Below are 17884 nucleotides of genomic sequence, written 5' to 3' on the forward strand. Positions count from 1 at the left end.
CACCGGGGCCGGCGTTCGCGGGGGGCGGATGCCGGGCACCCGCGGCGCTCACCCGGGTCGGCGCTCGCGGCGCTCCGCGATGAGCTTCGGAAGGCGCTCCCACACGTCGTCGGTCTGGCCCAGCGTCTCGTCGATCGATCCGGCTGTGTCGATCACGACGTCCGCGACGGCGAGCCGGGCCTCGTCCGGCACCTGCGATCCGATGCGGGCCGCGGCATCCGTCTCGGACATCCCCCGCAGCTCGACGAGCCGGCGCTGCCGCACGTCGGCGGGAGCGTGCGCCACGATGATGAGCTCCCACGGATCGTCGACGCGCGCCTCGACGAGAAGCGGCACGTCATACACGACGACGCCATCGGCGTCGTCCGCGAAGGCCTTGGCGAACCTGCGGGCCGACTCCAGGCGCACGGCGGGATGGACGATCGCGTTGAGGCGCTTTACGGCCGCGTCGTCGCCGAACACCCGTCCCCCGAGGGCGGCGCGGTCGAGCGACCCGTCCGGCCTGATCATCGATGCCCCGAACTCGGCCGCGATGTCGGCGAGCACGGGCGATCCCGGCTGCTGCACGTCGCGCACGATCTGGTCGGCGTCGACCACGACCGCCCCGTGCTCGGCGAGGCGGGCGGCGATCGTGGACTTGCCCGAGGCGATGCCGCCGGTGAGCGCTACGAGAGGCATGACATCGAGGATGCCACGTCCCGCCGCCTCCCGATCGGCGGAGAGGGGGGCTCGGCGACGCGAGTCAGAACCCGAAGTCTCCCCCGCCGAAGTCGCCGCCGCCGAAGTCTCCGAAGCCACCGCCGTCGCCGCCCCAGCCGGAGCCCGAGTCGCCCCACGCGGATGCGTCAGCTCCTGCGTCGGCCCCCGCATCCGTCCCCGCATCGGTTCCGCCGTCGGCACCCGAGGCGTCCGAGCCGTCCTGATAGCCGGCGTCGTAGGCGAACGACGGCGCCATGAACGAGCTCACGATGGCGGAGCCGATGACGTAGCCGGCGACGGTACCGAGGAGCGAGCCGCCGACCATCGAGCCGAACGACGGGCCCTGACGGCCCTGCGGTCCGAGCGTGCGCTCCATGAAGCCGGGATTCATGTACTCGGCGCGCGTCGCCGCGCGGGCGAGGGTCTGCGGGTCGCTCGCCTGCGGCTGCTCGTACGGCGGGAGCCCGGCCTTGAGCTCGGCGAGCACCTGCTGGCGCTGCGCCGGCGAGAGCTTGGAGAACGCCTCGGCGTGCACCTGCTCGATCGTCTGCGGCGGGGCCGTGCGCAGGAGGTAGCGGTACCGCTCGATCGCCAGTTCATCCTCGCTCTTCGGCGGCTGCATCCCGGGGGCCGAGGGCGGCTGACTGTAGCCCTGCTGCTGGCCGAGGCCGGGACTGTAGGGGTTCTGCGGAACGGGCGGAACCTGAGGCTTCGAGCTGTTCGTGCCGAACAGGCGGTCCAGGAATCCCATGCTGTCCTCCGAGGTCTGTGGGACTCCTCACGCTATCTGGAAGGGCTCGGAGTGCGCTGTGGATCGCTTTTGGGTCGCATCGAACCCCCTCCCGTCGCCCTCACCCGTGCAGAGCGATCGCTTCGCTCATCCACCGGGCGTAGCGGTCCCACGGCTCCACATCGCCGCGCACGGTGTCGATATGGGCGCGCAGCAGATCGGAGTGGGCGAACCACTCGGTCCTCCCGAATCGCTCCTCGGCGAACTGGGCGTGCCGGTGCTGCTCGAGCCGTCTGTCGCCTCGCTCCATCGCGAGAACGTCGTCGTGCCAGATCGCCGCGAACCGCTGGCGCGGATTCGACGTAGTGCCGATCTTGATGCGATCGGCGTACCGCAGGTAGTACACGACATCGATGCGGGGCGGGGCGAGGTCGCCGTCGACGAGATCGCCGTACCGCCACTCGCACGTCGCGCAGATCCAGCCGGACGGGTAGTGGATGCCGAGCCGCGACCCGCAGAGGCGGCACGGCGCGGGCAGGACATCCGTGACGCCGTGGGCGGCCGCCACCCAGTCGGCCGCGGCGGCGAGATGAAGTTCGCACAGCGCGAGAGGCGCGTCGTCGGGCACCGGACCGCGGCATCCGGTCCCGGCTGCCAGGCAGCGACGCGGTTCCTCAGGCACGTCCCGCAGTGTACGAGCCGGCCCCGACATCGCGGCGCTTCGCGCGCGCCGGACCTGGCCGCCCGATCACGACAGCACGTCGCGGGTGCCGAAGCGCCACAGAGCGAGGGCGCCGGCCGCGACGATCCATGCCGCCTGAAGTACGGCGTTCTCCGCGAACGAGTCCCACGAGATCGGTGATCGCAGGAGGTCTCCGAAGTCGAGCCACTTGTCCGTGAACAGGAACGGATGGATCGCCGAGAGCTGCGGGATCTGGCCGACGATCTGCGCCGCGACCGCGAGGATCGCGGTGGCGGCCATCGCTCCGACCGGGACGGTCGTCAGGGTCGACAGCAGCACCCCGATCGCGGACAGCCCCAGCATCGACACCGACACGTACGCCACCACGGCGAGGCAGCGCAGGAGTCCCTCGCCGAGGCTCACCTGGGCTCCTGACAGGAGCGTCACGGGACCGGCTCCGAAGAGGAGGCCCCCCACGAGCACGCCGATCGCGACGACCGTGAACGTCGCCGCGACGCAGAAGACGGCCGCGACGACGTACTTGACGACGAGCAGGGCGCTCCGCCCCGACGGCGCGACGAGCAGGTAGCGCAGCGTGCCGAGGCTCGCCTCCCCGGCGATCGCATCGCCGGAGACCACGCTGATCGTGAGGGGAAGGAAGAGCGGGATGGCGACCGTCAGAGCGGCAAGCCCCACGAAGACCCCGTTGTCGGTGATCTGGTCGAGGAAGGGCGGCCCGCCGCCGGGGTCAGCACCTCCGGCGATGCGCACGGCCACGGCGAGGAGCACCGGGACCAGCGCGAGCGCGCCCAGCATGGCCCACGTGCGCCAGCGGCGGAAGAGGGTCGCCGCTTCGCTCCCGAGGAGCCCGGGGAGGCCGCTCCCCCGCGAGGCGACGTCCACCGGAGGCACCGTCGAGGGCGCGGTCTTCGCCGGGGCGCGAACGGCCTCAGGCGACGACATCGAAACCCTGCCCGGTGAGCTCGACGAACCGGTCCTCGAGGCTCGTCTGCTGCACCGCGAATCCCCGCACCCGAACCCCCGCCGCAACGAGCGCGGCCACGAGCTCTTCGGGCTGGGGCGCGCCGGCGCCGAGCGTCCCCGCGAGGGTGAAGGCGGCGGCGTCCGTCGCCTGTATGCCGGCCTCGGCGAGCACGCGGCGCGCGGCGTCGAGGTCGGGGGTCTGCAGTTCGACGCGCGCCGCCCCGCTCCCCCGCCGCAGGTCGTCGAGCGTGCCCGACGCGACGAGTCGTCCGGCGCTCATGACGCCGACGTGGGTGCAGACCTGCTCGACTTCGGCGAGCAGATGGCTCGAGACGAAGACGGTCGAGCCCTCGGCGGCAAGCGAGCGGATGAGGCCGCGCACCTCGCGAGTGCCCTGGGGGTCGAGGCCGTTCGTCGGCTCGTCGAGCACGAGCAGTTCCCGAGGCATCAGCAGGGCGTTGGCGATGCCGAGGCGCTGCTTCATGCCGAGCGAGTAGGCGTGCACCTTCTTGTCGGCAGCTGCCGCGAGCCCCACGCGCTCCAGGGCTTGATCGACCCGCCGGCGACGAGTCGCGGATGCCGCGTGCCGGGCCGTGGCGTCGTACCGGCGCAGATTCTGCCGACCCGTCAGGAACGGCGCGAACGCCGGCCCTTCGACCAGCGCCCCGACGCGCGGAAGGACCGTCTGCAGTGCGTCGGGTACGCGACCTCCCAGCACGTGCGCCTCGCCGGCCGTCGGCCGCACGAGTCCGAGCAGCATCCGGATCGTGGTGGTCTTGCCCGACCCATTCGGGCCCAGGAATCCGAAGACGGCGCCGTGCGGCACATCCAGCTCGACGGCGTCGACCGCCGTCTGAGCGCCGAATCGCTTGGTCAGGCCAGACGTCTGAATGGCGAGGTCGGTCACGCGGGTCAGCCGTCGCCGGCAGCGACGGCGGCGAGACGCTCGGGCGTGACGGCACCGGCGAAGACGCGGCCGTCGTCGGCGAACAGCACCGTGACGAGCGCCGTCTCGAGCACGCGGCCCCCGGCGACCTCCGTCGTGAGCCGGTCGAGCATCGCGGTGTCGTCGGCCGACCCTGCGCTGGACGATCCGTCGAGGCCGTCGCTCGAAGGCAGCTCGATGACGGCACTCCATCCGTCGCCGTGGACGATCGGTCGCTCGTGCTCCGCCGCGGAGCCGTCGTCCGGCGCGCCCTCCTGCCGGGCCTGGTCGAGCTGCTCGGGCGTCGGGAGTGCGATGTCCTTCTCGACGACGGTGAAGCCGTCTGCCGGAACGAACTCGAGGTCGGACGAAGGGGGCGCCTCGAAGGAGACGTCGGTGAAGCCGACGCGGAACGCGGGCTCGTCGGCTCCGCGCGCGGTGACCGAGGCCGCGAGCGCGGCACCGGTCTGCCCGTCGATCGCGAAGCGGACTTCGCCGACGAGGGTGTCGTCGGTCCGCGGTTGCAGCACGAGCTCGTACACCTCGCGACCTGCGACCCGCCCGTCTGTGCCCACCGAGACATCGGTCGACTCGTCGAGCTGGGCCAGAGCGTCGTCGAGAATCTGCTCGGGCGTCGGCATCGGCATTCCGAGCTGCTCCTCGGCAGCCGCCCGCTTCGCATCGGCGAGGGACTCGAGGTGCTCCGCGAGAGCGTCGCGGTCGCCGGTCAGCGCGAAGCGCGTCGCCGTCTGCGTCTCGGAGTCGACGAACCATCCTTCGCCGGCCTCGCCGTCGACGTACACGTTGCGCTCCGCGAGCCGGTCGAGCACCTGCAGGCGCACCCTGTCCTCATCGCGGTAGATGTTCGCGGTGTGGGAGCCGATCAGCAGGTCGAGGACATCCGCGGGGCCCGCAGCGGAGCCGCCGTCAGCCCCGGGGCCATCTTCGTCCCCGAAAAGGCCCTGGAGGTCCGGGAGGCCGAGCTCGGATGACTGCTCGATCGTGCCGGTCATCGCCTCCACATCGCTGCCGGCCGCGAACTCGACGAGCTCGGCCGCCGTCTTGTCGGGCAGGTCCACCTGCGCGCTGGCTGCGAGCGGGACGGCGACGGCGGCGATGAGCGCGCCGGCCGCAACAGCGGATCCGGCGACGATGGGCCAGCGTCGGCGCCTGCCCGCCGCGGAAGCGCGTGCCTCTCCAGAACGCATGGACCCAGGGTACGTCCGCGGCGGCCCGCAGGCGGGGGTGTGCGGCGAACCTTCAGCTTGCCGGCACGCGAAAAGGCCGCCACCCGGAGGTGACGGCCTTTCGCGATCTCGACGCGCTCTCAGCGCATCAGAGGGATCTATGCCGGATCAGCGACCCGAGAGCTTCTCGCGAAGAGCCGCGAGAGCCTCGTCGTCCGCGAGCGTGCCGGCGGGGCCGGACTCGCTCGAGAACGAGCCGCCGAACGAACCGGAGTCCGTCGGGTTCGCAGCCTCGGCCTCGGCGGCCTTGGCGACGGCGGCCTTGTGGGCCTCCCAGCGACCCTGGGCCGCGGCGTACTCCTGCTCCCACTTCTCGCGCTGCTCGTCGAAGCCCTCGAGCCAGGCACCCGACTCGGGGTCGAAGCCCTCGGGGTACTTGTACTCGCCACGCTCGTCGTACTCGGTGACCATGCCGTAGAGAGCCGGGTCGAACTCGGTGCCGTTGGGGTCGACCGACTCGTTCGCCTGCTTGAGCGAGAGCGAGATGCGGCGACGCTCGAGGTCGATGTCGATGATCTTGACGAAGACCTCTTCGCCGACCGACACGACCTGCTCGGCGAGCTCGACGTGCTTGCCCGAGAGCTCCGAGATGTGCACGAGGCCCTCGATGCCGTCGGCGACGCGGACGAACGCACCGAACGGAACCAGCTTGGTGACCTTGCCCGGAGCGATCTGACCGATCGCGTGCGTGCGGGCGAAGACCTGCCACGGGTCCTCCTGCGTCGCCTTGAGCGACAGCGAGACGCGCTCGCGGTCGAGGTCGACCTCGAGGATCTCGACGGTGACCTCCTGGCCCACCTCGACGACCTCGGACGCGTGCTCGATGTGCTTCCACGAGAGCTCGGAGACGTGCACGAGACCGTCGACGCCGCCGAGGTCGACGAACGCACCGAAGTTGACGATCGACGAGACGGTGCCCTTGCGGACCTGGCCCTTGTGCAGGTTGTTGAGGAACGTGGTGCGCGACTCGGACTGCGTCTGCTCGAGCAGAGCGCGGCGCGACAGGACGACGTTGTTGCGGTTCTTGTCGAGCTCGAGGATCTTCGCCTCGATCTCCTGGCCGAGGTACGGCGTGAGGTCGCGGACGCGGCGCAGCTCGATGAGCGAGGCCGGGAGGAAGCCGCGGAGGCCGATGTCGACGATGAGGCCACCCTTGACGACCTCGATCACGGAGCCGGTGACGACACCGTCGTTCTCCTTGATCTTCTCGACGTCGCCCCAGGCGCGCTCGTACTGCGCGCGCTTCTTGGAGAGGATGAGGCGGCCTTCCTTGTCCTCCTTCTGGAGAACGAGGGCTTCGACCTCGTCGCCGACCTTGACGACCTCGTTCGGGTCGACGTCGTGCTTGATGGAGAGCTCGCGCGAGGGGATGACGCCCTCGGTCTTGAACCCGACGTCGAGGAGGACCTCGTCGCGGTCGACCTTCACGACGGTGCCTTCGATGAGGTCTCCGTCGTTGAAGGACTTGATGGTCTTCTCGACCGCGGCCAGGAAGTCCTCAGCAGATCCGATGTCGTTGATGGCGACCTGCTTGGTGGCCGGGGCGGTCGTTGCGATAGTCATGTAGTGGGTTGTCCTTGTTGGTTTGGGATCTCGGGCTCCGATTCCAGCCGCCGCCGCACAAGGGCGAACGGATGCCACGAACCGAAGCGAAGCGGATTTTTTCGTGCGATGTCACTTGGGCGCGTTGTACCCAGGCGTGGCGAGATGGCCACACGAGTGACGCTCCAGAGTATCAGAACGCGCTGGTCAGCCGCGATGTTCCCTCCCCTTCTGTTTCAGGGCCTCGGCGTCCCCGCCCGCTCGTAGACTGACCGCGTCCGGGCGCGCGGGGGCGCGTCTCATCCAGGGGGTGGGCATGACCGAATCACCTGTCGCGGCGTGCGCGGCCGGGACGTTCCGCGGGGCGTCGTCCGACGGCGTCGACGTCTGGCGAGGCATCCGGTACGCCCTCGCCCCCACGGGCGAGCGCCGCTTCCGAGACCCGGTCGCGCCGGCGCCGGCGGGCGAGGTCGATGCGCTGTCCTTCGGCGCCGTCGCTCCCCAGCAGCGTCTGCCCGTGCTCGACCTCGGCGCCGACGCCCGCATGGACGAGGACTGCCTCTTCCTCAACGTGTGGCGCCCGGCGGGCGCTGTCGGCCCGCTACCCGTGATGGTGTGGCTGCACGGCGGCGCCTACACCTACGGCGCGGGCAGCCAGCCCATGTACGACGCCCGCAGCCTGGTCTGCGCGGGCGACGTCGTCGTCGTGACGCTCAACTACCGCATCGGGGCGGTCGGCTTCCTCGACCTGTCGTCGTTCTCCACCGCCGACGAGGAGTACGACGGCAATCTCGCGCTGAAGGATGTGCTGTTGGCGCTGCGATGGGTGCAGGACAACATCGCCGCGTTCGGCGGCGACCCGAGCCGCGTGTGCGTCTTCGGTGAGTCCGCGGGCGGGGGCCTCGTGACCACGCTCCTCGCGACGCCGTCTGCCGCCGGCCTCTTCCACCGGGCGATCGCCGAGTCCTCGCCCGCCACGAGCATGTACGGAACGGCGCGTGCGCGCGGCGTCGCGCAGCAGTTCCTCCGCGAGGCGGGGCTGGATGCCTCGACCGCCGCCGGCGCGCGGAGCCTCAGCGTCGACGCGGTCGTCGCGGCCGGCACGGCGGTGTACGCCGCGGTGCCCACCGGCGCCCCGGGAACCCTCGCATTCGCGCCCGTCGTCGACGGCCACCTCCTGCCGGAGCCGCCGGCCGACGTCCTCTCGTCGGGTCGGGGCCTCCCCGTGCCGCTCATGATCGGCACGAACCGGGACGAGGCATCCTTCTTCACGCGCATGAAGAGCCCCCTCATGCCGGTGACCGAGGAGCGCCTGCTGAAGATGTTCGCCGACATGCGCGCGGAGCGGCCCGACCTGCCGCTGCCGACCCGCGCACAGGTGCTCGAGGCCTACGACGGCGTTCGGCAGAGGGCGGTCGGAGCGGGGGTCGCACGCGACATCGCGTTCCGGCTGCCGACGCTGTGGGTCGCGGAGGGCCACAGCCGCGTCGCCGACACGTGGCTCTACCGGTTCGATCATGCAACGCGCGCCCTCGACGCGCTGGGAATCGGCGCGACGCACGGCGCGGAGCTCGCCTACGTGTGGGGGAACTTCCGCCGGGGCCGCGTCGACCCGACCTTCTGGCTCGGCGGCCGGCGGGCCGCCGAGGCGGTCTCTCGGCGCGTGCAGGCGCGGTGGCTGGCCTTCGCCCACGGCGAGGCTCCGGACGCGGGAGGCGATGCCCCCTCCTGGCCGGCGTACGACGCCGAGTCGCGGTGGACGCTCGTCATCGACGACCGCGACCGGGCCGTCCCCGATCTCGATGCGCCGCTGCGCCGCAGCTGGGGCGACCGCGTGCTGTCCTTCGGCTGACGCGCCCGGTTTCGTCGCGGATCCGCCGCGATCAGCGCGGAACGTCTATCGGAGCCGTCGTCGTGCGGTCGGGGTCGAAAGGGTCCGAGCGCGCCGCCTCGGGGCCGGGTCCGGAGCGGCCCCGGCGCAGTCCCTCGAGGTGCTCCTCTTCCCGGCGGTGGGCGTCGGCGAGCCAGTCCCAGCCCGCGGGCTCGCCGGCCGGCCGCTGCGGCAGCGGCGGGCGCGGGGGCACGACGACCTCGCTGCCGGTGTCGTCGGTCTCGAGCGCCTCGACGTGGTCGCCGTCGTCGGCGTCGTCGTCGGGGGTCGGCTGCGGCATCCGTCCCCCCCATGCCCAGGGGGTGACCCGACACGAACCCGCGCAGGCCCGCCTGCTGGATAACCCGTTGGATCGTCAGGCCGCGCGCGTCGGGGTCGCCGACGAAGCGGATCTCGCGCAGGCCCTGCTCCTGGGCCGCCGATTCGAAGACGAAGTGGCCGTAGCCGAGGATGCGGCCGACGAACGGCTTGTGGACCGAGATGTCGAGGATGCGCGAGAGGGGCATGGTCGCGATGCGCTGGGACAGGATGCCGTGCACACGGAACACGCGCATGTTCGTGATGACGAAGCGGTCCATGCGGCGCTCGAGGATCCGCCACCCCGCGTGCACGACGATCGCCGCGCCGAGGAGGAAAGGGACGAGCGGCATCCACGACACCTGCGCGGGCGTGAAGGGCGACAGCAGCACGAGGAGCAGCCCGCCGCTCAGCTCCAGCATCGCCACGACCATCGCGGCCCAGTGCTTGCGCACCTCGTCGACCACCACCTCGCCCTGATCGGCGATGAGGTGCTTGTCGATCCGCGGATCGAGCAAGGTCAGCCGGCGGCGAGGGTGCCGAAGAAGCTGACGACCGCGGCGCCGGCCCCCCAGACGGCGCCGACGGCGCCCTGGACGGCGTTCGCGGCATCCTCTGGTCTGGTCACGAGATAGAACACGGCGAAGGCGATGACGAGCCCGATGGCGACACGCTTGACGATCTTCACGGCGAGGAGGGTCCCTTCGGGTAGCAGAAGAAAGCGATCCCCCCGGACGCATACCGTGTCTTTCTATCGCACGACCGGCCGTCGACGGTCGACCGACACGATGATCGGCGCGTCGCACCCCCCATCAGCGCACGTAGGCTCTGTGTTCGTGAGCACCTCGGCACCGCCCCTTCGCATCGTCACCCCGCGCGGACGGCTCATCGCGCTCGCGATCGTGTGCGCGGTCATCGCGGCCCTCGGCGTCGTGGTCTATCTCGTCAATCCGCAGGAGCCGCTGAACATCATCCTCGGTGCGGCCGCCGTCGGCGTGTTCGGCGTCGGCGGGGGCATCTCGCTCGTCAGTCAGTTCCGTCGCAGCACCCTGCTCACCGCCGACGAACAGGGCATCCGCATCGAGGGTCGTGTGACCGTCCCCTGGTCGGCGATCGACCGGATCGGCACGACGCAGACCGCAGTCGGCATCCGTCTTCGGGACCCGAAGGCGGTGGCGGATGCCGCCCCCGGCGTCTACACGCTCGAGGGACTCAAGGCGAACCGGTCCGCGACGGGCTGGGACCTCACATTCGAGGAGCGCCTGCTCGGCCGCCCGCCGCGGGAGGCCGCGGCTGCCTTGCGCGCCCGCCAGCCCTGAGCCCGGCTCAGGGGCGCAGCAGCACCTTGATCGCGCGGCGCTCGTCCATCGCGGCGTAGGCCTCGGCGGCTTCGCCGAGCGGGAGCTCGAGGTCGAAGACGCGGCCCGGCTGGATGGCTCCCGAACGCACGTCGGGGAGGAGCTCCTCGATGTACCCGCGCACCGGCGCGACGCCGCCGTTCACGCCGACGTTTCGTCCGAACATCGCCCGCACCGGCAGCTCGGGGCCGCCGTTGGGAACGCCCACGTAGCCGACCATTCCGCCGGGACGGGTGGAGCGCAGCGCCTGGTCCATCGACTCCTTGGTGCCGACGCACTCGAGAACGCGGTCGGCGCCGATGCCACCGGTGAGCTCCTGAACGCGGGCTACACCCTCGTCGCCGCGCTCCTCGACGATGTGCGTCGCGCCGAACTCGCGCGCGAGCGCCTGGCGCGTCTCGTGCCGCGACATCGCGATGATCGTGGTCGCGCCGAGGCGCTTGGCGGCGATGATGGCGCACAGGCCCACCGCGCCGTCGCCGACGACGGCGACCGAGTCGCCGGGGCCGACACCGGCCGAGACGGCGGCGTGGTGGCCCGTGCCCATGACGTCGCTCAGCGTGAGCAGGCCGGGGATCTCGTCGTCGTCCACCGGCCCGGGCACGACCGCGAGCGTTCCGTCGGCGAGCGGCACGCGGACGCGCTCGCCCTGCCCGCCGTCGGCGAAGCCGCCGAAGCGGTCGTCACTGCCCCACCAGCCACCGGTGAGGCACGACGTGCTCACGCCGTTGCGGCAGTTCGCGCACGTGCCGTCGCACACGTAGAACGGGGCGATCACGAAGTCGCCCGGCTTGACGTCGCGCACCTCGGGGCCGACCTCTTCGACGACGCCGACGAACTCGTGGCCGATGCGATGCGGCTCGCGGGTCGGCGTGACGCCACGGTAGGGCCACAGGTCGGACCCGCAGACACACGCGGCGACGACGCGCACGAGGGCGTCGCCGCCGGTGGACAGGGTCGGGTCGGGGACTTCTTCGACACGGATGTCGCGGGCGGCGTGGATGACGGTTGCGAGCATGATCCGAGCCTACGGGCGGTTCAGGATGCCGCGGACCTGAGCGCCTCTTCGATCGCGACGTCGCCCGCACCGAACCGGAAGGTGCGCCCGATCGTCGAGGCCGGGTCGTCGAGCACCGCCGCCACGACGGCGGCGACGTCGGCCCGCGAGACGGCGTCCTCACCCTCCGCGGGATCGAGTGCGATGCGCCCGGTCGGCGGATCGAGGGTGAGAGTGCCCGGCGCGAGGATCGTCCAGTCCAGACCGCTCGCACGAAGATGCTCGTCGGCGGCGAGCTTGGCGTCGGCGTAGGGGAAGAACGAGCTGTCCTCGGGGACGCCGTGGTCCTCCTTCGAGCCGACCCACGACACCATGACGTACCGCCGCACGTCGGCCGCGACGGCGGCGTCGATCGAACGGATCGCGGCATCGCGGTCGACGGCGTACGTGCGCTCGGGGTCGCCGCCTCCGGCGCCCGCGGACCACACGACGGTGTCGTTCCCTGCGACGAGATTCGTCAGTTGGTCGAGGTCGAACTTCTCGATGTCGGCGAGGAGGAACTGCGCCCCCGTCTCGAGCACGTCGTCCTGGTGCTCGGGATTGCGGATGACGCCCGTCACGGTGTCTCCGCGTTCCGCCAGGATGCGCTCGAGGAGGAGAGCGACTTTGCCGTGTCCGCCGATGATGAGGATGCGCGCCATGGATGGTCCTTCCGTCTCGCTCAGCCTAGGGAGGGCGGCGATGCCGAGGCAGGGCTTGCGCGTCGCTCAGCGAGACCGTAGGAGGCCGCGTCGCCGGAGAACGCGAAAGTCGTGCGGGACCCCGCGCTTGTTGCCACGATGGACCCATGTGGATCGGCTGGATCGAGTTCGACATCCTCCTCGGCGACGTCCACTCCCTCAAGGAGAAGCGCAGCCTCATCCGACCGCTCATCGCCGAGCTGCGGCGTCGAACCGAGGGATCCGTCGCCGAGGTGGGGCTGCAGGATCTCCACCGGCGCACGTCGGTCGGAGTGGGGGTCGTGTCGGGAGACCCCGCGCATGCCCGCCACATCCTGGATCATGCGGAGTCGGTCGTGCTGGAGCATCCCGAACTGACCCTCCTCGCCGCCCGGCGACGCCTCGCCTCGAGCGACGACGACTGATCATCGCGCCAGACCCCGCCGCAGCGTCTCGATGCCGAAGGTGAAGGCGGCGTCGATGTCGCCGCCGAGCCGGAACGCGCCGGCGAGCTCCATCTGCACGAAGCCGGTGGCCCATGCGGTGACGAGACGGGCGGCGTCGAGCGCGTGATCGGCTCCCGCGAGCCCGCCGGCGCTGCGGACGACGGTCACTCCAACACGGTCGAGCACCTCCTGCGGCGCCGCCGTCGCGAACATCAGGCGGAAGCCCTCGGGTCTGTCGTGGGCGAAGGACCGGTAGGTGCGGGCGAGGCCTTCGAGGGAGCCGTCGGACGCCTCGAGCCGCTCGGTGAGGTCCGCCACGGTCGCCGCTGCGACGGCCGAGACGAGGGCCTCCCGGTCCCGCACGCGCTTGTAGAGGGACGGCGCCCGGACCCCCACCCGCTCGGCGACGCGCTGCATGGTGACGCCGGCGGGACCGCCCTCCTCGAGGAGCTGGCGCCCGGCTTCGACGATGGCGGCATACGACGTGCGATCTGGGGTCGGCATCTGGCCTCCTACGGATGGCTATTGACAGTAGCCATGATAGCTAACTATCGTAGCCATGACAATCTTCCCACCGAAGGGACGCCACCATGAAGCTCGCACCCCATCTGCACCGCATCGGCAACGACATCGTCGCGGCCTACCTCATCGTCTCGGACGACGGCATCACCGTGATCGACGCCGCGCTGCCGGGACATTGGAAGGATCTCGAGCGCGAGCTCGCCGAGCTGGGCCGGACGCCGCGGGACATCCGCGGGCTCATCCTGACGCACGGCGACAGCGACCACATCGGCTTCGCCGAACGCCTCCGCCGCGAATACGGTGCGCCGGTCTTCGTGCACGAGGCGGATGCTCACCGGGCGCGCACGGGCGAGAAGCCGAAGGTGTCCACGGGGCCGATGCGTCTCGTCCCCACGCTGGGATTCTTCGCCTATGCGCTGCGCAAGCGGGCGATCCCCACCGCGTACGTGTCGGAGGTGGTCGAAGTGCACGACGGCGATGTGCTGGACCTTCCCGGACAACCCGTGATCGTGGGGATGCCGGGGCACTCGCCGGGCAGCATCGCGGTGCACTCCCGCCTGGCCGACGCCGTCTTCGTGGGCGACGCCCTCACGACCCGCCACGTGCTCACGGGTCGCAAGGGACTGCAGCCTGCACCCTTCACCGACGATCCCGCCGAGGCATCCGCGTCGCTCGACCGGCTCTCGGGGCTCGACGCGTCGTGGGTGCTCCCGGGTCATGGGGCGCCGTGGCGCGGATCGCCCGCGGAGGTGGCTGCCGCGGTCCGGGCGGGCGGCGCCTAAGCAGCCGCCTCCACGTCACGTTCGGCGACGATCGCCCGCACCGCGTCGCGCCCGGCGCGGTTGGCGCCGACGGTCGACTGCGATGGCCCATATCCGATGAGGAAGAGCCTCGGCTCGTCGATCGAGCGACCCTCCGCGACGCGGATGCCGCCCTGCGGCGTGCGCAGGCGCAGGGGCGCGAGGTGGTCGATCGCGGCGCGAAAGCCCGTCGCCCACAGGATGACGTCCGCGGGCTCGAACGATCCCTCGGGCATGCGCACGCCGTCCTCCTCGATCGACGCGAACATCGGATGCCGCACGAGCACTCCCCGTGCCTGAGCAGCCCTGGCCCACGGGGTCCAGTGCATGCCGGTGACCGAGATGACACTCCCGGGCGGGAGTCCCTCGCGCACCCGTGCCTCGACGCCCGCGATCGCGGCGACGCGCGCCGGGACGTCGAAGTCGTCCTCGACCCACTGCGGCTCGCGCCGTGTCACCCAGAAGGTGTCGGCCACCCGCGAGATCTCGTCGAGCAGCTGCACAGCTGAGATTCCGGCGCCGACGATCACGACGCGCCTGCCGGCGAACTCGTCGGCCGACACGAAGTCGCCGACGTGCAGCTGGCGGCCGCGGAACCGCTCCTGCCCGGGGTAGTGCGGCCAGAACGGCCGCGTCCACGTGCCCGTCGCATTGATGACGTAGCGTGCCGCCCACGTCCCGGCGTCGGTCTCGACGAGGAGCCGACCCGCCGGATCGTCGTCTTCGCGGCGTACCGCCCGCGCGGCGACCGGACGCTGCACGTCGAGTGCGAACCGCTCCTCGTACTCCGCGAAGTACGCGGGGAGGATGTCGCGGCTCGCCGCAGCAGGATCGGCCGGCGGCACGGGGAAGCCCGGCAGCTCATGAATGCCGTTGACCGTAGCCATCCGCAGCGACGCCCACCGGTGCTGCCACGCTCCGCCCGGGGCGTCGTCGGCATCGAGGACGACGAAGGTCTCGTCGCTCGCGACCGCCCGCCCGTCGGGCACGAAGCCGCGGCGCTGAAGGTGATACGCGGCCGAGAGTCCCGCCTGCCCTGCCCCGATGACGACGACGTCGACGGGGCGCGGGCTCATGACTCGTGGAACGCCGCCGACCCCGCGTCGATTCCCTCGGCGAGGAACGCCAGCACGGCCTCGGCAGCTTCCTCCCACGGAACCCCGTCGAGCAGATCGGCGGTCGCCAGGGCCGCCACTCCGTGCACCGAGGCGAACGCCACGAGCGCGAGGCGTGCGGGGCCGCCGCCCTTGGCCTGGCCTGCCGCCTGGCCTTCCTCGATCAGGTCGATGAGACCGCGCATGCCGGCGTGGCTCTCTTCGAGGAGCTCGGCACTCGCATCTTCGTGCTGCTTCGCCGAATACATGACACCGAGGATCGCGGGATGCGCGACGGCGAATTCCACATAGGCGCGGCCGGCAGCCCGCAGCCGTGTGGGGAACGAGGCATCCGTCCCCACCGCCTCCGCGAGACTGCGGTTCATGCGCTCGAACCCCTCGAGCGCGATCGCGTCGAGGAGCGCCTGCCGGTCGCGGAAATGACGCGCCGATGCTCCGTGGCTGACGCCGACGTCGCGGGCGAGACCGCGAAGAGAGAGCGCCTCGGCGCCGTCTTCGTCGATCACGTCCCACGCGCGCGCGAGCAGCGCAGCGCGGAGATTGCCGTGATGGTAGGAGCGGTCTGTCACCTGCTCAGCATAGGGCAATGTAGACATTGACAACAATGCTGTCACTGTCTACATTGATGGGCATGACCATGACGTACCGCGGGACCACCGCCCTCATCACCGGCGCGAGCTCCGGCCTCGGCGCCGAGTTCGCTCGCCAGTTCGCGGCGCGTGGCGCCGATGTCGTTCTCGTCGCTCGCCGGGAAGACCGCCTCGCGGAGCTGGCGGCCGCCCTCGAGGCCGAATTCGGAACCCACGCGACGCCGATAGCCCTGGACCTCGCTGACAGCGATGCCGTCGCCCGGCTGCGCGCAGAGCTCGACGGACGAGGCATCCGTGTTCACTCCCTCGTGAACAACGCGGGATTCGGCATGAAGGGCGCCTTCGCCGAGGCGGATCCCGCGCGCATCGCCGAGATGGTGCAGCTGAACGTCGCGGCGCTCGTCGCTCTCACGCGCGAGTTCGTTCCCGATCTCGTGCGGGCGGGCGACGGGGCGCTCGTGAGCATCGCGAGCACCGGCGCCTACCAGCCCTGCCCGAACATGGCCGTCTACGGTGCGACGAAGGCCTTCGTGCTGAGTTTCACCGAGGCACTCGCGTACGAGACCCGCGGGTCGGGGCTGTCGGTGCTCGCGGTGAGCCCCGGCGCGACCCGCACCGAGTTCTTCGACGTCGTCGGCACCGAGGACGCCGCCGTCGGCCGCTTCCAGACCACGGAGCAGGTCGTGACGCGCGCGCTCCGCGAGCTCGACCGGGCGAACACCCCGCCGAGCTTCGTCTCGGGTCGCCTGAACGCGCTGACGGCGCGCCTGGTGGGATGGATGCCTCGGCGCACGACTCTCGCCGTCTCGGGCCGGGTGCTCCGCTGACGAGCCGCGGCGCCCGACACGGCACCGGCGGAGACGGGGATACGACGACCTACTCCCCCGCTTCTTCTCGCGCCTCGGCGACCGGGTCGCCCAGCACGCTGTGGTGTCGACCCCACAGCAGGTAGAAGGCCATGACGATCGCGAGCCACAGGAGGAACCACAGGTAGGTCGTCCAGGGCAGTCCCGACAGGATGTAGAGGCATGCGATGACCGAGAGGACGGGCACGACCGGGTAGCCCGGCACCCGGAACCCGCGCGGCAGATCGGGCCGTGTGCGCCGCAGCACGATCACGCCGATCGAGACGACGATGAAGGCGATGAGCGTGCCGAGCGAGACGAGGTCCCACAGATTCGACAGCGGCACGAACCCGGCGAGCGCGGCGACCGCGATCGCGACGACGACCGTCGTGAACTCGGGGGTGTGGGTCTTGGGGTTCACGCGGGCGAAGATCTTCGGCAGCATCCCGTCACGGCCGATCGTGAAGAGGATGCGCGTCTGGCCGAAGAGTGTCACGAGCGTCACCGAGAAGATCGAGATGACGGCGCCCGCCGCGAGCACGGTCGCTGGCCAGGATGCTCCGACGACGTCCTGAAGGATGACGGCGAGCCCGGCCTTCTGCTGCTCAGGATCTGAGAAGTCCTGCCACGGCTGCGTGCCGAGCGCCGCGACGGCGACGAAGAGGTAGACCACGACCACGACCACGAGGGCGAGCAGGATCGCGCGCGGAAGGGCTCGCTGAGGATCGCGCACCTCGTCGCCCGCGGTCGACACGGCGTCGAGCCCGATGAAGGTGAAGAAGATCGTTCCGGCCGCGGCGGTGACCCCGCCGGCGCCGCCCGGCGCGAAGTCGGCGAAGTTGTCGGCGTTGAAGGCGGTGAAGGCGATCGCCCCGAACATCACGAGCACACCGAGCTTGATGAGCACCATGACCACGTTGACGACGGCCGATTCGCGCGTGCCGCGGATGAGCAGGACCGCGCACAGACCCACGAGCACGACGGCAGGCAGATTCAGGATGCCGCCCTCCCCGGGCGCGGCGCTGAGCTCCGGCGGGACGCTCCAGCCGAACAGGTCGTCCAGCAGCACGTTGAGGTACCCGCTCCAGCCCGAGGCGACGGCGGCCGTCGAGACCCCGTATTCGAGGACGAGGCACGCCGCGACGCCGATCGCGACGACCTCCCCGAGCGTCGCGTACGCGTAGGAGTACGTCGACCCCGAGACCGGCACGGCCGAGGCCAGCTCGGCGTAGCAGACGGCGGAGAGCCCGGCGGCGAGTCCCGCGAGCAGGAACGACAGGATGACGGCGGGACCGGCCAGCGGGACGGCCTCGTGCATGACGAAGAAGATGCCGGTTCCCACGGTCGCTCCGACGCCGAGCATCGCCAGCTGGAAGGTGCCGAGACGTCGTTGGAGCCCGCCGGGGTGCTCGGTGGGAGGGACGATCGGCTTGCGTCGCAGCAGCTGCTGTCGAAGACTCACGGATGCCCCTTCCGTCGCGTGGTCGCCAGCGTA

At 71.1% G+C, this 17884-nt stretch carries 20 protein-coding genes; 6 read left to right on the forward strand and 14 right to left on the reverse strand.

The genetic code is table 11. The features are described from left to right. Positions 1–48: 48 nt before the first annotated feature. The 7 genes from coaE to rpsA form a co-directional block, all read right to left on the reverse strand. Positions 49–678 carry a dephospho-CoA kinase gene (gene coaE, locus G5T42_RS16265; protein WP_165129801.1) on the reverse strand — a complete coding sequence of 210 codons (630 nt, stop codon included), beginning with the start codon at positions 676–678 and terminating at the stop codon, positions 49–51. Positions 679–742: 64 nt separating this feature from the next. After that, positions 743–1450 carry a hypothetical protein gene (locus G5T42_RS16270; RefSeq protein ID WP_165129802.1) on the reverse strand — a complete coding sequence of 236 codons (708 nt, stop codon included), beginning with the start codon at positions 1448–1450 and terminating at the stop codon, positions 743–745. Between the two features lie 100 nt (positions 1451–1550). After that, positions 1551–2111 carry a GIY-YIG nuclease family protein gene (locus G5T42_RS16275; RefSeq protein ID WP_241245870.1) on the reverse strand — a complete coding sequence of 187 codons (561 nt, stop codon included), beginning with the start codon at positions 2109–2111 and terminating at the stop codon, positions 1551–1553. A 66-nt stretch (positions 2112–2177) separates the two neighbouring features. Beyond that, on the reverse strand, positions 2178–3074 hold the full coding sequence (locus G5T42_RS16280; RefSeq protein WP_165129803.1) for an ABC transporter permease subunit: 897 nt from the start codon (positions 3072–3074) through the stop codon (positions 2178–2180). Continuing rightward, a complete protein-coding gene (locus G5T42_RS16285) occupies positions 3061–4002 on the reverse strand; it encodes an ABC transporter ATP-binding protein (protein WP_165129804.1) in 942 nt (313 codons plus the stop codon). Before G5T42_RS16285 ends, G5T42_RS16280 begins: the two co-directional genes overlap by 14 nt. A 5-nt stretch (positions 4003–4007) precedes the next feature. Then, a complete protein-coding gene (locus tag G5T42_RS17850) occupies positions 4008–5228 on the reverse strand; it encodes a hypothetical protein (protein WP_165129805.1) in 1221 nt (406 codons plus the stop codon). A 147-nt stretch (positions 5229–5375) separates the two neighbouring features. Continuing rightward, positions 5376–6830: a 30S ribosomal protein S1 gene (gene rpsA / locus G5T42_RS16295; protein ID WP_165129806.1), complete on the reverse strand. Its 1455-nt coding sequence runs from the start codon at positions 6828–6830 to the stop codon at positions 5376–5378. A 295-nt stretch (positions 6831–7125) separates the two neighbouring features. Here rpsA and G5T42_RS16300 point away from each other — a divergent pair, with 295 nt between their 5' ends. Further along, positions 7126–8661 (forward strand): carboxylesterase/lipase family protein, encoded by a 1536-nt coding sequence (locus tag G5T42_RS16300; protein ID WP_165129807.1) that lies wholly within the window; start codon positions 7126–7128, stop codon positions 8659–8661. Positions 8662–8692: 31 nt separating this feature from the next. Here the strand turns inward: G5T42_RS16300 and G5T42_RS16305 are convergent, their stop codons facing one another. Then, complete coding sequence (locus tag G5T42_RS16305) at positions 8693–8980, reverse strand: hypothetical protein (RefSeq protein ID WP_165123778.1); 288 nt, start codon at positions 8978–8980, stop codon at positions 8693–8695. A 22-nt stretch (positions 8981–9002) separates the two neighbouring features. On the opposite strand from G5T42_RS16305, the gene G5T42_RS17515 reads away from it, so the two are divergent. After that, positions 9003–9632 carry a hypothetical protein gene (locus G5T42_RS17515; protein WP_206535793.1) on the forward strand — a complete coding sequence of 210 codons (630 nt, stop codon included), beginning with the start codon at positions 9003–9005 and terminating at the stop codon, positions 9630–9632. A 201-nt stretch (positions 9633–9833) separates the two neighbouring features. Next, positions 9834–10316 (forward strand): STM3941 family protein, encoded by a 483-nt coding sequence (locus G5T42_RS16315; RefSeq protein ID WP_165129808.1) that lies wholly within the window; start codon positions 9834–9836, stop codon positions 10314–10316. Between the two features lie 7 nt (positions 10317–10323). Here G5T42_RS16315 and G5T42_RS16320 read toward each other — a convergent pair whose 3' ends face one another. Together G5T42_RS16320 and G5T42_RS16325 are read right to left on the reverse strand one after the other, a co-directional pair. Next, entirely contained in the window at positions 10324–11373 is a 1050-nt protein-coding gene (locus tag G5T42_RS16320) for a zinc-dependent alcohol dehydrogenase family protein (RefSeq protein WP_165129809.1), read from the reverse strand. A 20-nt stretch (positions 11374–11393) separates the two neighbouring features. Beyond that, the gene (locus G5T42_RS16325) at positions 11394–12053 is read right to left on the reverse strand and encodes an SDR family oxidoreductase (RefSeq protein ID WP_165129810.1); all 660 of its coding nucleotides are present in this window, start codon (positions 12051–12053) and stop codon (positions 11394–11396) included. Between the two features lie 146 nt (positions 12054–12199). Between G5T42_RS16325 and G5T42_RS16330 the strand changes: the two genes are divergently transcribed. Then, complete coding sequence (locus G5T42_RS16330) at positions 12200–12496, forward strand: DUF503 domain-containing protein (RefSeq protein WP_165129811.1); 297 nt, start codon at positions 12200–12202, stop codon at positions 12494–12496. Here G5T42_RS16330 and G5T42_RS16335 read toward each other — a convergent pair whose 3' ends face one another. Beyond that, on the reverse strand, positions 12497–13021 hold the full coding sequence (locus G5T42_RS16335) for a TetR/AcrR family transcriptional regulator (protein WP_165129812.1): 525 nt from the start codon (positions 13019–13021) through the stop codon (positions 12497–12499). Between the two features lie 86 nt (positions 13022–13107). Between G5T42_RS16335 and G5T42_RS16340 the strand changes: the two genes are divergently transcribed. Beyond that, positions 13108–13821 carry an MBL fold metallo-hydrolase gene (locus tag G5T42_RS16340; protein WP_165129813.1) on the forward strand — a complete coding sequence of 238 codons (714 nt, stop codon included), beginning with the start codon at positions 13108–13110 and terminating at the stop codon, positions 13819–13821. Here the strand turns inward: G5T42_RS16340 and G5T42_RS16345 are convergent. Both G5T42_RS16345 and G5T42_RS16350 read right to left on the reverse strand, forming a co-directional pair. After that, entirely contained in the window at positions 13818–14915 is a 1098-nt protein-coding gene (locus tag G5T42_RS16345; protein ID WP_165129814.1) for an NAD(P)-binding domain-containing protein, read from the reverse strand. The genes G5T42_RS16340 and G5T42_RS16345 overlap by 4 nt on opposite strands. Further along, positions 14912–15523 carry a TetR/AcrR family transcriptional regulator gene (locus tag G5T42_RS16350; RefSeq protein ID WP_165129815.1) on the reverse strand — a complete coding sequence of 204 codons (612 nt, stop codon included), beginning with the start codon at positions 15521–15523 and terminating at the stop codon, positions 14912–14914. Before G5T42_RS16350 ends, G5T42_RS16345 begins: the two co-directional genes overlap by 4 nt. Positions 15524–15585: 62 nt before the next feature. Between G5T42_RS16350 and G5T42_RS16355 the strand changes: the two genes are divergently transcribed. Continuing rightward, positions 15586–16371: an SDR family oxidoreductase gene (locus G5T42_RS16355; protein ID WP_165129816.1), complete on the forward strand. Its 786-nt coding sequence runs from the start codon at positions 15586–15588 to the stop codon at positions 16369–16371. A 49-nt stretch (positions 16372–16420) separates the two neighbouring features. On the opposite strand, the gene G5T42_RS16360 is transcribed toward G5T42_RS16355, so the two are convergent. Continuing rightward, positions 16421–17851 carry an amino acid permease gene (locus G5T42_RS16360; protein ID WP_241245871.1) on the reverse strand — a complete coding sequence of 477 codons (1431 nt, stop codon included), beginning with the start codon at positions 17849–17851 and terminating at the stop codon, positions 16421–16423. Positions 17852–17884: the final 33 nt, after the last annotated feature.

The sequence above is a fragment of the Microbacterium sp. 4R-513 genome, assembly GCF_011046485.1.
Classification (GTDB): domain Bacteria; phylum Actinomycetota; class Actinomycetes; order Actinomycetales; family Microbacteriaceae; genus Microbacterium.

Coding starts and splice junctions, on each gene's coding strand:
- coaE (WP_165129801.1), bottom strand. CDS start 678: ATGCCTCTCGTAGCGCTCACCGGCGGCATCGCCTCGGGCAAGTCCACG.
- G5T42_RS16270 (WP_165129802.1), bottom strand. CDS start 1,450: ATGGGATTCCTGGACCGCCTGTTCGGCACGAACAGCTCGAAGCCTCAG.
- G5T42_RS16280 (WP_165129803.1), bottom strand. CDS start 3,074: ATGTCGTCGCCTGAGGCCGTTCGCGCCCCGGCGAAGACCGCGCCCTCG.
- G5T42_RS17850 (WP_165129805.1), bottom strand. CDS start 5,228: ATGCGTTCTGGAGAGGCACGCGCTTCCGCGGCGGGCAGGCGCCGACGC.
- rpsA (WP_165129806.1), bottom strand. CDS start 6,830: ATGACTATCGCAACGACCGCCCCGGCCACCAAGCAGGTCGCCATCAAC.
- G5T42_RS16300 (WP_165129807.1), top strand. CDS start 7,126: ATGACCGAATCACCTGTCGCGGCGTGCGCGGCCGGGACGTTCCGCGGG.
- G5T42_RS16305 (WP_165123778.1), bottom strand. CDS start 8,980: ATGCCGCAGCCGACCCCCGACGACGACGCCGACGACGGCGACCACGTC.
- G5T42_RS16320 (WP_165129809.1), bottom strand. CDS start 11,373: ATGCTCGCAACCGTCATCCACGCCGCCCGCGACATCCGTGTCGAAGAA.
- G5T42_RS16325 (WP_165129810.1), bottom strand. CDS start 12,053: ATGGCGCGCATCCTCATCATCGGCGGACACGGCAAAGTCGCTCTCCTC.
- G5T42_RS16330 (WP_165129811.1), top strand. CDS start 12,200: ATGTGGATCGGCTGGATCGAGTTCGACATCCTCCTCGGCGACGTCCAC.
- G5T42_RS16335 (WP_165129812.1), bottom strand. CDS start 13,021: ATGCCGACCCCAGATCGCACGTCGTATGCCGCCATCGTCGAAGCCGGG.
- G5T42_RS16340 (WP_165129813.1), top strand. CDS start 13,108: ATGAAGCTCGCACCCCATCTGCACCGCATCGGCAACGACATCGTCGCG.
- G5T42_RS16345 (WP_165129814.1), bottom strand. CDS start 14,915: ATGAGCCCGCGCCCCGTCGACGTCGTCGTCATCGGGGCAGGGCAGGCG.
- G5T42_RS16355 (WP_165129816.1), top strand. CDS start 15,586: ATGACCATGACGTACCGCGGGACCACCGCCCTCATCACCGGCGCGAGC.